Raw genomic sequence first — 12035 nt, forward strand, 5'->3', positions numbered from 1 at the left:
CCCCGTTCCTCACCCAGGAAGGTGGTCCGCGGGCCCGCGGGCGCAACTAGCGTGACAGGTCGGCCCGGCTGTGGGTCGACCACTTGCGGGGCGTGAAGGAGTACGACATGGGATACGGACTTGGGGTCTTCCTGCTTGCCGTCGGCCTGATCTTGGCCCTGGCGGTCAGGGACTCGATCAACGGCGTCGACCTGGTCATGGCCGGCTGGATCCTGGCGGGCGTAGGCGCCCTGGCCATCGTGTTGACCGCTGCTACGGCCAACCGGGGCCGAGGCACGCACACCGTGGCGAGCACGACCCACGCCGACGGCTCGCAGACCAGCACCGAGCGTCGTCAGGAGACCGACCCGCCGGCAGCCGTCTGACGGTCTGTCCGCGACTCAGCTCCGTGACGCTCGCAGGAGCGCGATCACGGCTCCAACGAGCCAGAGCCCCAAGGCGACCGATCCCATACCTGCGGTCCAGAAGCCGATCAGGCACAGCACCACGACGACGTAGGACGCCCACACCGCCCACGTCGGCAGTGCCTGCGCTCGCTGGGCGATGCGCGTGGTAGCGGCGACCATCACGGCACCACCGACAAGCCCCGTGAGCCCGATGGTTGCCCCCGCTGTCCCGAGAACGCGAGCGACATCGGGGTCGGGCGTGAAGGCATCAGTGGCCAGGGCCGTGACAGCGCTCGAGACGTCGATGGCCGCGCCCACGATGACCAAGCCTGCGAAGAGCGCTGCCGCCGGCACGATCGCGTGCAGGAGCGGCTCATCGCCCTCCAGCCGCTCCAGAGCTCGGCGCAGCCCCACCGCGAACCACAACAACAGGGCGCTCGCGCTGGCGAGCATGGGCAGTGCCAGCCCGGCAGCGGCCTGGTTCCGGCCGCTACCGATCCTCTCCAAGATGGCGGCGTCCGAGAGTCCGGGAGCATCGACTCCGGCGAGCGCACCCAGCGCGATGCCCCCGGCGAGCAGGACCACCGACGCAGCTCCCGCCCAACCTGCCCGCCTCAGAAATCGCGATTCGTCCATGGCTGACGCAGGATGCACCTGTCTCCAGCCCACGGCAAGGGCCGTACATCGGGGTGAGCAGCGCCCGTCACAGGCCCGATACGGTCAGCGGTTGTGAACACACTCGAGCCGGGCTTCGTGCTCGCAGAGCGCTACCAGCTCGAGCGGCGGGTCGCTTCTGGAGGAATGGCCGACATCTGGGCGGCCGAGGACCAGGTGCTGCAACGCAACGTGGCCTTGAAGGTGATGCGACCGGACCCCCACCACGAGGAGCTCTTCGCCCTGCGGTTCCGCGACGAGGCGTTGCACTCGGCGTCCCTCAACCACACCAACATCGCGACGTTGTTCGACTACGGCGAGGACGACGGCGTGGCATTCCTGGTGATGGAGCTGGTGGACGGGAAGCCCCTCTCGCAGATCATCCGGGAGAACGGGCCCCTCCCAGCCGATCAGGTCCGCTCGGTCCTCGGCCAGTGCGCGCTGGCGCTGGGTGTGGCCCACGAGGCCAAGGTCGTGCACCGCGACGTCAAGCCGGCCAACATCCTGGTCCGCGAGGACGGGCTGGTGAAGCTGACCGACTTCGGCATCTCGCGAGCCCTCGACGCGTCGGGTCACACGCGGGCCGGAGACCTGTTGGGCACCCCGTCGTACCTCAGTCCCGAGCAGGCACTCGGGAGGCCCGCGACGGGCGCCTCCGACCTCTACGCCCTCGGCATCGTCGGCCACGAGATGCTGTGCGGCGCCAAGCCCTTCGAGAAGCCCACCCCCATCGCAACGGCGATGAGCCACATCCACGAGCCCCCGCCACCGTTGCCCGACGACGTACCGGAGGATCTGGCCGGAGTCATCGAGCACCTGCTGGCCAAGGACCCGCTGGAACGCCCGGAGAACGCGAGAGCCGTCGCCATCCGGCTCGGCCTGGCCGACCACGAGATCATCGGCCTGGCATTGGGGCTGGCCCAGGCGGTGTACGGCGAGTCGGCGCTCGAGGAGCCCATCGGGCCCGACGACCCCACCCCCGCCGAACCGACGGCCACCGTCGCCGTCGACGCGGCGTTGCTGCTGGAGGACTGAGGTCGGGCGCTCAGCGCCGGCCAGGCCTGGTCGCCGGAAGTGCGGCCGTGACGAGTCCGGAGACGAGTCCGACCACGACCCCCGTGGCCAACCCTGTCACCGTGGCCGCACGCAGCGGCGTACGCGGGGAATGCGTCATGCCTCGACGATGACCGGCCCGTGAGTCCGGCCGGCTACGAGAGCAACACGGTGCGGTGAACTCTCGATGTGGAGCGCCAGCCCGGGGCCACGCTCCTCTCGGCGCCGAGGCTGGGAAGCAGCCTGGTGGGTACTGCGGAGGGAGCAGTTCCATCCTAGGGAGGAAACCCCCATGCTCTGGACCATCCTGATCATCTTGTTGATCGTCGTCCTCGTCCTGTTCATCCTCGGACGAGTACGTGGAGGCCGACGGGGTCTGTAAGACCTCGGCATGTCGGCCCTGGGCGGGTGCCGACTCTCCCGGGTCTCGCCGGTCACACTGAGGCCAGAGACCGAACGGGAGGCGCGGGGTGGGTGTGAGGTTGGCTGTGGCCGGCGTGCTGGCCGCGGGGTCGCTGGCCACGGGGTCGCTGGCCGCGTGCTCGACGAGCGCGTCAGGGGATCTCGAGCCGACCTCGGCAGCGAACACGTCCGCCGAGCCCTCGCCCACCGAGGGCACGACTGGGCCCACGACTGCATCCAGCGAGCCGGGTGTCGACGTACTCGTGGTGCCGCCCGCGGCCGAGGAGCTCCCGTCGACCTGGCAGGAGCGGTTCGTCATCGGCTACGGACCGGGCAGGGAGCTGCTCGGCACCTCGCCGGGCGGTGACTCGGGCTCGCTGGACATCGGCCCCGAGTTCGGTGCCCCCGGTCCCGACGGCACATGGTGGTTCCTCGACCCGGCCAAGCTCCGGATCGCGCACTACGACGCGACCGGTCACTTCTTGGACCAAGCCAGGATCCCGAGCTCCTTGCTCGTCGACGGGCACTACTTCCAGTGGCAGCTGCCCCACGTGATGGCCGACGGCACGCTGGTGGCCAGCCGCCTCGCTCCGGACCAGAGCTTCCTCCTGCGTCTTCGCGACGGCGTGCTCGACGAGATCCCGGTCGACGGCTTCTTCAGCCCGGCCTACGACGACGGGACGCTGCTCTACGGCTCGACCGGGCAACACTCCTTCGCTGCGGTTGACCCGGCCGACGGTTCGCTGCAGCGCGTCTCGAGGCTCCTGACCCCGTCGGGCACGCCCTTCCGCATCCAGGTGGGCAACAAGCTCCGCATCCAGATCGGCGACTCCTCGGCGGTCCTGCCGATCAGGTCGCCCTCCGGAGCCAAGGCCCATGTGGGCATCGAGGTGCGCGCCGGCGCCGACGACAGCCTGCACCTGTTCATGTACGGCGCCGGCGAGGACGACGAGTCGCGTCAGCTGGTGGGCTCGACCGTCGTGAGCCCCGATGGCCGCGTCTCCCACGTCGAGGCGTTGCCCGACCCGTTCAGCGAGGCCGACTCAGGGAGCCCGGCCCATCTGGTGATCGCACCCGGTTCGTCCAGGCCCATGCTGGTGTACGTCATGCCCGACGGCGTGCACGTCTACGAGCGCACGTCAGCCGGTTAGCCGGGACGCGACCGGTCAGGGCCGGCCAGGCTGCAGTAGGTCGCTCTCCGGCGTGAGCCCGGTGCGGCCGCTGTCGACGAACTCCGCGTAGGGCACGTCGAGACTGATCTCCGGAGTCACCGTGACGGTGGCGTCGGGCTGGACGGTGACGACGGCGTACGTCGCCCGGGGACCGTCTGAGCTGTCTGAGCTGTCTGGCTGCACGGTGATGATCGAGAACCGCGCGGGGTTCTTGATGGACCCGGGGTCCGGCACGGTGGTGACGTGGCCGCCGGTGCTGCCACCGGTGAACTCGACCGTGGTCTCGGCGGTCGTGGTCGACGTCGACGTCACGGGCACCTCCTGCGGTCCGACGAAGCGGTAGGAACGCCCGTCGAGCACGGCGACGTCCTGACAGCCTGCCTCCGCGATCGGCCGGCCCAGCAGATGGTCGTGCAGGATCACGAGGTCGGGCTGCTCGGCGCAGGCTTCGTCGATGGTGTCGGCGATGGTCCGGTCGACGTCCACGTCCGGGTCGCGAAGAACGGTGCCGGTGCCGAACCCGCCCACGGTCGAGATCCGGGGGTCAGGGACGGCCAACAGGCCCAGCCCGTCGACATCGACGGTCGTGCCGTCCGCGACGTGCCACCCGCGAGCGGCCGCCGCCTCCACCACCACGTTGGTGTCGTGCAGGCCGGGAGCGAAGTAGACCGGCCGGTGGTCGGAGTAGTAGTCGACGGTGTCGATGATGTAGGTCTCCACCGCGAGGCCCGCGAAGGTCAGGTCGCCCGTCAGCGCCAGGAAGCTCGCATCGACGAGGTCGGCCGCCAGGCCCACCTGCCGGGCCATCCCGTTGACGTCCTCGAAGTCCTCGGCGAGCACCAGCACGACCTCGTCACCGTCGCGCTTGAGCGACGGTCGCGCGGCGAGCGCTCGCTCGAGGTTGTCGGCAACCGTGTCGTAGAAGGTCGAACGCGGCCGCAGGATCGACAGGAACGGCAGCACCTCCGCCGCCAGCCCGTTGACCTCCGTGCCCTCCAGCGAGGTGCCTGCGAAGACCGGGCTGCTGATGACCGTGTGGTGGTCCTGGTGCTCGTAGATCCGGACCGCCAAGACGTCCACGGCGAGCACGCCCGCGACGGCCACCACGGCCAGCGACGCGCGAAGCCGCCTGTTGTGACGGCGTACGACGTCGGCCTCCTCAGCCGGGTAGCTCCGCAGCCGGCGGCGTCGGTAGGCCAAGCCGCTCCACGTCGCGACCACGACGAGGAGTCCGGCGAGGAAGCCGGCGCCGCTCCAGATCACCACGTGGCGGCGGGCCGCCTGCTGCAGGCGGCCGATCTGCGGGGTCGGGTCGTCCCACAGGGCGGTGAGGTAGGCGCGCGTGCGCTTGTCGCTGGGGATCAGCCGGTTCCAGTCGGCGTCGACGTCAACCCCGACGTCCAGGTCGAGGAGGTCGATGTGCGCATGGTCGGGACGGACGAGCGCGCCGCCGAGCAGCCTGCTGGTGTCCTGCCCCAGGACCGGCTTCACCGACACCGTCTGACCGGCGACCTCGATGTGGGACGGCGGGGAGTAGCTCAGCGCCAGCAACGCGCACCCGAACGGGAACGTCACCGAGAGCACGACCATCGCGATGCGCAGCGCGAACCTCGCGCCGGGGATCACGGGGGTGCGCATGTGTCTCGAGGGTACGCCGGTGGGTGGACGACCACTGCGGAACCGTTGGTTCAGCGCCTTGCTCGTTCACCCGGAAGATCGCCAACGTCCTTCTCGATCGTGAACCGTTGACGACCGGCGCTGCGACAGTGGGGGTGTGACCGACGCTCGATGGGCGAGCCTCTCCGACGAGGAGCTGCTGTCGGCGATCGCGAAACGGGATGACGCTGCCTTCCGTGAGCTGTACGAGCGGCACGCCGGCTGGTTGATCTTGCGGATGTCACGGCGATTCGCCGACCAGACGGTGGTCGACGAGGTCGTGCAGGACACGTTTCTCGCGGTCTGGCGCGGGGCAGGGCGCTACGCGGGTCGCGGCGAGGTCGCGGCCTGGATCTGGGGCATCGGCATCCGGCGGTTGGTCGACCGACTCCGCCGGAGTCCCCGGATCCCCAGGCTCGCACCGGTCGGCGTCGAACCTTCGGCCGAGGACCGCGTCCTGGTCGGCATCGAGCACGGCGACCTCGCCGGAGCGCTCGAACGGCTCTCGCCGGAGCTGCGAGCCGTGATCCAGGCGACCGTCCTCGACGGGCTCACCACCGGTGAGGCCGGCCGCCTGCTCGGTGTCCCTCAGGGCACCGTCAAGACACGCCTGATGCGAGCACGTCGCGAGTTGAGAGAGGCCCTGGCATGACGACACACCTTCCCGCGGCGACCATCGAGAAGTACGCCGCAGACGCCCTCCCCTACGCCGACGCGTCGTCGGTCGAGGCTCACGTCCTCGCGTGCCCAGCGTGCCGACGGTTGGTCGCCGGGCAGGTCGACCAGGCTCGACTGAGGGCCATCTGGGGGGAGCTGACCGACCGCGTCGACGAGGACAGGGTCCGCGTGCCCGAGCGTTGGCTGCGGCGTCTGGGCACGCCTGCCCCTGTCGCGAAGATCCTGGTCTGCACGCCCTCGTTGCGCGGCTCGTGGCTGCTCGGGGTCGTGATCACGCTGGCGCTCGCAGTGCTGGCCTCGCGGACGACCGGAGGTGGCGACCTGCCCTTCCTCGCCGTGGCACCGGTCCTGCCCGTCGTCGGTATCGCCGTTTCGTTCGGCCGCGCCATGGATGCAGCGTGGGAGGTGGGTGAGGCCACCGTGACAGGAGGCTTCCCGCTCCTGCTGATCCGCGCAGGAGCCGTCCTGGCCGCGTGCGTGTCGGTGACAGCCGTCGCGGCCGTGGTGCTCCCGGCTGATGGCCGAGGAGCCTTGGCCTGGCTGCTTCCGTCCTTGCTTCTGGTCGTCGTGACCCTCGTCATCTCCACCACCCGGGCGGCGATGCCCTACGTCGCGGCCACGATCTCGGCCATCTGGCTCTGCGTCGTCGCGATCGCGGCGGCGTCTCCTCGCACGGACGCTCTGTTCGGCAGCGGGGCTCAGGCGATCACAGCGGCGTTGACGCTGGCTGCCGCCGGGGTGCTCCTGTCGCGTCGTCACGCCATCGAGTCAGGGACTCTGCGATGAGCTCCTTGAGTCTCGAGAACGTCGGCAAGAAGTTCGGGTCAACACCAGCGTTGGCAGGCGTCCGTCTCGAGGTGGAGCCGTCGGTCACGGGCTTGCTCGGGCCCAACGGGGCGGGCAAGACCACGCTGCTGCGGATGGCCGCCACTGTGCTCGCGCCCGACTCCGGACGGATCCGCATCCTGGGCCGCGACCCCGCCCATCCACACGAGCGAGTGGAGATTCGTCGTCGCCTGGGCTACGTACCTCAAGAGCCCGGTTTCTACCGCAACTTCACGGCCTTCGACTTCGTCGACTACGTCGCCGTCCTCAAAGACATCGCCGAGCGGCGGCGCCGTCACGACGAGGTGCGCAAGGTGCTGGACTACGTCGGGCTGCGCGACCACGCGCATCAGCGGATCAAGGCCCTGTCCGGCGGCATGCGCCAACGCCTCGCGTTGGCCCAAGCACTCCTGGGCGATCCCGAGCTTCTCATCCTCGACGAGGCGACGGCGGGGCTGGACCCGGAGCAGCGGCTGCGCTTCCGCGAGATGATCTCGGTCCTCCCGCAGCGGCCCACGGTGCTGATATCCACGCACCAGACCGACGACGTCTCGGCCCTGTGCCAACGAGTGGTCGTGTTGATCGCGGGCACGATCAGGTTCGACGGCACGCCGGCCGAGCTCGCCGCCACCGCGTCGGATCGCGTCTGGGTCGACGCAGACCGCGACGAGCGAGCCGCTGTGTCCTGGCGCACCAGCGCCGGCCAGTTCCGACACATCGGCGAGCGTCCAGCCGATGCCCAGTCCGTGACTCCGACGGTGGACGACGCGTACCTCCTGCTCAGCGGCGCCGACATCTCGGCACGTTCGTCGTGAGGGCGGTATCCGCCGGACCCGGCCTCGCGCAGCTGGTCCTGCTCGAGGGCCGTCGTCTCGCGTTGCACCCGCTGTTCCTCGCCGGCGTGGTGGTGGCAGCAGGCGGGTGTGCTGCCTTCCTTGCTCGCGGCTGGTCGACCTCCGGATGGACGGTGTACGCCGGTTTCGCGCTGATGGCGCCCTTCACGATGGTCGCCACCAACGTCGTGACGCTGCGCGACCACCGGGCCGACACCGTCGAGCAGCACGAGGCCCTGCCCATGCCCGTCTCGACGCGAGTGGGGGCGCTCCTCACCGCCATCTTGGCCCCGACCTTGCTCACGGTTGCGGGACTCGGCGCGGTCACGGCGTACGCCGCGTCGCGGTTCGCTCTGGACGAGGTCGACCTGCTCGTGCTCGCGTCGCTGCCGCTGATCATGACGGCTCTCGCAGCGCTGGGAGTGGCGCTGGCCCGATGGATGCCGAGCGCCTTCGTCGCCCCCGCGCTCGCCGTGGCGTTCTACTTCTGGACGCCCGGCGACGACCCATCGGCATGGCGGGTCCTGATGCCTCTCAACTCCGCCGACGACACCGGGGCAGCCGTGATGAGGCTTCCCTACCTCCTGGGCCTGACGCTCCTGTTCGCCGGCGCAGCACTCGCCCAACCGCAGCGCAGCCGGACGTCGGTCCTGCTGGCCCTGGTCGGGGCGGCGCTCGTCACCCTTTCGGCGGCTGCGGTCCTGACGTGACCAGGTGGCGCTACACCTGGCGCGCCACACATGTCGCGCCGTGGCTGCTCGGGGCCGCGATCTCTCTCCTCCTCGCTCTGGTCCACTCCCACGGACCGGTCGCCGCGCCGCTGCAGATCGGTGCGTTCCTGCTCGGCGCCGGGGCGGGGTTCGTCACCGACGACCCGGCCGCCGAGACCTTGGCGCCCTCCCCTACCACCCTGCGCGCACGTCAGGGCCTGCGCGTGGCTGGTGCCGCCCTGGCAACGGCGCTCGCCGCCGTGGTGCTGGCTTCACTGGCGCGCCCTTCGGGAATCGGCGAGGCCGGGGCGCTCGTGGCCATGACGGCCGGGATCCTCGGTCTCAACCTCGGCGTGTCGGGGGTGGCCGGACGGCGCAGGGGCTGGCGCCACGGCGGGCTGGTCTCCGGTCCCGCGGTGCTGTTCGTGGTCATCGCCTCCTCGGCCCTCCCCCCGCAGTGGCGGCTGTTGCCCACCGGCGACATCCCCGGCGGGTGGCCAGCCATCTGCACACGCTGGGCTCTTGCGTCGCTGCTGGGTCTCCTCCTGCTGGCGTACTCGCTACGCGACCCGGCGCGATCGGCCGTCAACGCGCGGTGGTGGCGGCCGACGGCGTGATGGTGGCGTCGTTGAGCGACCTGAGGGTCTCCGCCCTCGGGGGTCCTAGACTGCCGACGTCCCGCACACGCGTGAAGACGGGACGGGCACTGAGTCGGGGGCACCGATGAACCACCCTTCACGTGGACTGATCGGGCGGCACCGCGAGCTGGCCGAGGCCGACCTCGCCTTGGCTGTCGCCGCTTCCGGTACTCCTCAGGTGCTGCTGGTCGGCGGCGATGCCGGCATCGGCAAGACGACGCTGACCGTGGCGATCGCCGACCACGCGTACGAGCTGGGGTTCACGGTGTTGCTGGGACATTGCCTGGACATCGATGACGGGGTTGCCCTCCGGCCGGTGCGGGAGGCCCTGCGGGGCGTGCTTCGGGGACGCACGGACAAAGAGCTACCCCACGTGACGAGACGACTGGCTCCCTACCTACGTGGTGATGCCGACGACGTGACGATCGACGAGCTGGCCCTCGTGGTCGAAGAGGGTGCCGGCGCCGGCCCCCTGCTGCTGGTCCTGGAGGACATGCACTGGGCCGACCAGTCGACCGTCGACCTGGCCACGGCGGTCGCTCGCACCGGCCACGGGTCGATGTGCCTGGTGCTCACCTACCGGTCCGATGAGATCCCGCTTGGCAGTCCGTTCCGCAAGGCCGTGGTCGACCTCGGCCGCAGCCCCGGGACGAGCCGCGTCGACCTCGTTGCCTTGGGCCGGGAGGAGGTCGCCGCCTTGGCCACGCGACGTAGCGGCGCCGTCGACCCTGCCTTGATCGACGTAGTGTTCGAGCGCAGCGAGGGAAACCCGCTGTATGCAGAGGAGCTCATCGCCGCCGGCATCGACGACTTGCCCGAAGCACTCGCCGCCCTTCTGCTGCGCCGTGTCGACGGGCTGAGCGAGCCCACCAGGCTGTTGCTCAAGCTCGCTTCGGTCCACGGCAGCACGCTCTCCCCGCGCGTCCTGGCCCAGGGGCTCGGTCTGGAAGCCCTCGCGGTCGACGCTGCGCTTCGCGAGGCGATCGAGGGGTACGTGCTGGAACGGGCCGGCGACCAGGGGCGGTTCCGACACGGGTTGATCCGCGAGGCGGTGTACGACGACCTGATGCCGGGTGAGCGAACCCTGTGCCACACAAGGGTCGCCGAGGCCATCGAGCGGCTGACCGGCGACGACCCCGGAATGACGGAGCTGGGCCAGCTCGCCTTCCACTGGCACGCCGCCCACGACGTCCCGCGGGCCTTCGCAGCCGCGGTCCGCGCCGGGACGGCTGCTCGTCGCCACGGCTTGCCGGAGGCGATTCCGTTCCTCACGCGGGCTCTCGAGCTCTTCGACCGGGTGCCGCCCGAGGACCGCGAACCGGCCGAGGCCGACCTGGTGCTCCAGCTGGCGTTGGCGCATCACGAGAACTACGGGCCCGCCCGGTCACGCGAGCTGATGGCTCAGGCGCTCGACCTCGTGAGTGACGAGTCCGACCCGTTGTCGGCAGCACGCGTCTACACGGCGTACGCCCAGACGTGGACGGAGATCGAGGGAGGGCTCACCCACAAGGAGGCGTTGGACCGGGCGCTCTCCCTGCTCGGCGACGAGCCTTCGGCCGAGCTCGCGAGCGCACTGACGATGCAGAGCTTCTGATTCATCCGCTACGAGCAGTGGCGGGCCGCCTCGATGAGTGCCGGCGAGGCTGTCACGATCGCGCGCGCCCTGGGACTTGCTGAGGCGGAGGGAGAGGCGCTCTACAACGTGGCGTGGGCTGCCATGGCTCTGGGCGACCATGTCACCTCGGCCGAGAAGTTCCGCGAGGGCGCCTCCTTGCAGCACCGTGGCGGAGCGCACGCTCTCGCCTACCTGGCCGAAGCCGGCCAAGCGGAGGCACTGCTCGCCGCGGGCGACCACGAATCGGGCATGCGGATCGCCGAGTCGGCGCGCGACCGTGCTCTCCGGGACGGTTTCCCCTACGCCGCCGCCCGCATCCGGCTCGAGCGGGTGCAGGGACTCCTGGACCTCGGCCGCCTCACCGACGCCGACCTGGAGCTGGACGCCTTGGCGGCCGAGCGATCGGTCCCCGATGACTCCTTCGACAAGCTCGCTCCCCGGATCCGGCTGCTCCTGTTTCGTGGCGACGCCGCAACGGCGGAGCCGCTGGTGCGCACCGTCTTCGACAAGATGCGTTCGATCGCCGCCCTGCCCACCAACCTGGCGGTGCTGCCCTTCGTGCAGGTTCTGGTCGCCACCAACCAGGTGGACGAGGCCGTGGCCACGATGCGCGAGGTGCTGGCCCGCTTCGAGACCGCAGATGGACCCGTTTCGCTGGGGGCACACGCCTACGGTGCCTTCCACGCCATCGAGGCAGCGCATCGTCGTGGACTCCCCGATCCGACGGATCTGATGGAGATGGCTGACGGTGCGCTCAACCGGGCGCTGCGCACCGTCAGCCCCACTGGCAGCAGAACGCGGTTCGGCTGCCTGATTCCTCAGGCGAACGCGCTGCGCGCCGAGCTGTGGGGCGAGCCGTCGACCGACCTGTGGCGAGCGGCGTACGACGCCGCCGCTCATGTAGGCGCAGGACTCGCTCTGCCCGTCCGCCTGCGGTTGTTGCGGGCCATGCTGGCTGAAGGTGTGCGCGACGAGGCTCGGACGGCCTTGTCGCAGGTGGTCAACGACGCCAGGACGACGGGCATGGAAGGCGTGCTGGAGGACGCGCTCAAGCTCGCCCGCCGGCACCGCATCCCGGTAGCGGGTGACGAACGGCCCTCCATCCTCGACATTCTCACGACGCGGGAACGTGAGGTGCTCGAGGTCCTGGTGACGGGCGCGACCAACAGGGCCATCGCCGACAAGCTGTTCATCAGCGAGAAGACTGTGAGCGTTCACGTCACGAACCTGCTCGCGAAGCTCCGCGTCACCAACCGCACTGAAGCCGCTGCCGTAGCGCGAGACCTCGCACCCTGAACAGATGCGCGCCCGTAGGTGTGCTGGTTCAGGACATCGGAATGGGGTGTCTCAAGACATCGGCATAGCGTGTCGCAGGTCATCGGCATAGCCGGCGTGGCCAGCGTCGGGCATGTC

At 70.2% G+C, this 12035-nt stretch carries 13 protein-coding genes; 10 read left to right on the top strand and 3 right to left on the bottom strand.

All coding sequences use genetic code 11. The features are described from left to right. Window positions 1–107: 107 nt before the first annotated feature. The gene (locus tag ISU10_RS14250) at window positions 108–365 is read left to right on the top strand and encodes a DUF6458 family protein (protein WP_194697067.1); all 258 of its coding nucleotides are present in this window, start codon (window positions 108–110) and stop codon (window positions 363–365) included. A 15-nt stretch (window positions 366–380) separates the two neighbouring features. On the opposite strand, the gene ISU10_RS14255 is transcribed toward ISU10_RS14250, so the two are convergent. Continuing rightward, window positions 381–971 carry a hypothetical protein gene (locus ISU10_RS14255; RefSeq protein ID WP_194697068.1) on the bottom strand — a complete coding sequence of 197 codons (591 nt, stop codon included), beginning with the start codon at window positions 969–971 and terminating at the stop codon, window positions 381–383. A gap of 144 nt (window positions 972–1115) precedes the next feature. Between ISU10_RS14255 and ISU10_RS14260 the strand changes: the two genes are divergently transcribed. Next, window positions 1116–2075, top strand: a complete 960-nt coding sequence (locus ISU10_RS14260) for a serine/threonine-protein kinase (protein ID WP_370865389.1) — start codon at window positions 1116–1118, stop codon at window positions 2073–2075. 10 nt (window positions 2076–2085) lie between these two features. On the opposite strand, the gene ISU10_RS23595 is transcribed toward ISU10_RS14260, so the two are convergent. Beyond that, a complete protein-coding gene (locus tag ISU10_RS23595; RefSeq protein WP_267239165.1) occupies window positions 2086–2214 on the bottom strand; it encodes a hypothetical protein in 129 nt (42 codons plus the stop codon). 367 nt (window positions 2215–2581) lie between these two features. On the opposite strand from ISU10_RS23595, the gene ISU10_RS14265 reads away from it, so the two are divergent. Next, window positions 2582–3646 (top strand): DUF7485 domain-containing protein, encoded by a 1065-nt coding sequence (locus ISU10_RS14265; protein ID WP_442417792.1) that lies wholly within the window; start codon window positions 2582–2584, stop codon window positions 3644–3646. 15 nt (window positions 3647–3661) lie between these two features. Here the strand turns inward: ISU10_RS14265 and ISU10_RS14270 are convergent, their stop codons facing one another. Beyond that, window positions 3662–5305, bottom strand: coding sequence for a hypothetical protein (locus tag ISU10_RS14270; RefSeq protein ID WP_194697070.1), 1644 nt, complete (start codon window positions 5303–5305; stop codon window positions 3662–3664). A 136-nt stretch (window positions 5306–5441) separates the two neighbouring features. On the opposite strand from ISU10_RS14270, the gene ISU10_RS14275 reads away from it, so the two are divergent. The 7 genes from ISU10_RS14275 (at window position 5442) to ISU10_RS23165 (ending at window position 11918) form a co-directional block, all read left to right on the top strand. Further along, window positions 5442–5975, top strand: a complete 534-nt coding sequence (locus ISU10_RS14275) for an RNA polymerase sigma factor (protein ID WP_194697071.1) — start codon at window positions 5442–5444, stop codon at window positions 5973–5975. Then, window positions 5972–6787: a cupin domain-containing protein gene (locus ISU10_RS14280; protein ID WP_194697072.1), complete on the top strand. Its 816-nt coding sequence runs from the start codon at window positions 5972–5974 to the stop codon at window positions 6785–6787. Before ISU10_RS14275 ends, ISU10_RS14280 begins: the two co-directional genes overlap by 4 nt. Further along, entirely contained in the window at window positions 6784–7641 is an 858-nt protein-coding gene (locus ISU10_RS14285) for an ABC transporter ATP-binding protein (RefSeq protein WP_194697073.1), read from the top strand. The genes ISU10_RS14280 and ISU10_RS14285 overlap by 4 nt, the downstream gene beginning before the upstream one ends. Then, complete coding sequence (locus ISU10_RS14290; RefSeq protein WP_194697074.1) at window positions 7638–8369, top strand: hypothetical protein; 732 nt, start codon at window positions 7638–7640, stop codon at window positions 8367–8369. Before ISU10_RS14285 ends, ISU10_RS14290 begins: the two co-directional genes overlap by 4 nt. Next, the gene (locus tag ISU10_RS14295) at window positions 8366–8986 is read left to right on the top strand and encodes a hypothetical protein (RefSeq protein ID WP_194697075.1); all 621 of its coding nucleotides are present in this window, start codon (window positions 8366–8368) and stop codon (window positions 8984–8986) included. Before ISU10_RS14290 ends, ISU10_RS14295 begins: the two co-directional genes overlap by 4 nt. 106 nt (window positions 8987–9092) lie before the next feature. Next, a complete protein-coding gene (locus tag ISU10_RS14300) occupies window positions 9093–10601 on the top strand; it encodes an ATP-binding protein (protein ID WP_194697076.1) in 1509 nt (502 codons plus the stop codon). A gap of 33 nt (window positions 10602–10634) precedes the next feature. Then, a complete protein-coding gene (locus ISU10_RS23165; protein WP_228500892.1) occupies window positions 10635–11918 on the top strand; it encodes a helix-turn-helix transcriptional regulator in 1284 nt (427 codons plus the stop codon). The last annotated feature ends 117 nt before the right edge of the window (window positions 11919–12035 follow it).

Origin of the sequence: Nocardioides agariphilus (genome assembly GCF_015352445.1) — a bacterium.
Taxonomy (GTDB): domain Bacteria; phylum Actinomycetota; class Actinomycetes; order Propionibacteriales; family Nocardioidaceae; genus Nocardioides; species Nocardioides agariphilus.

Excerpts from the sequence above, each read along its gene's own strand:
- ISU10_RS14270 (WP_194697070.1), bottom strand. The coding sequence starts at position 5,305 with ATGCGCACCCCCGTGATCCCCGGCGCGAGGTTCGCGCTGCGCATCGCG.
- ISU10_RS23165 (WP_228500892.1), top strand. The coding sequence starts at position 10,635 with ATGAGTGCCGGCGAGGCTGTCACGATCGCGCGCGCCCTGGGACTTGCT.
- ISU10_RS23595 (WP_267239165.1), bottom strand. The coding sequence starts at position 2,214 with ATGACGCATTCCCCGCGTACGCCGCTGCGTGCGGCCACGGTGACAGGG.
- ISU10_RS14285 (WP_194697073.1), top strand. The coding sequence starts at position 6,784 with ATGAGCTCCTTGAGTCTCGAGAACGTCGGCAAGAAGTTCGGGTCAACA.
- ISU10_RS14280 (WP_194697072.1), top strand. The coding sequence starts at position 5,972 with ATGACGACACACCTTCCCGCGGCGACCATCGAGAAGTACGCCGCAGAC.
- ISU10_RS14250 (WP_194697067.1), top strand. The coding sequence starts at position 108 with ATGGGATACGGACTTGGGGTCTTCCTGCTTGCCGTCGGCCTGATCTTG.
- ISU10_RS14300 (WP_194697076.1), top strand. The coding sequence starts at position 9,093 with ATGAACCACCCTTCACGTGGACTGATCGGGCGGCACCGCGAGCTGGCC.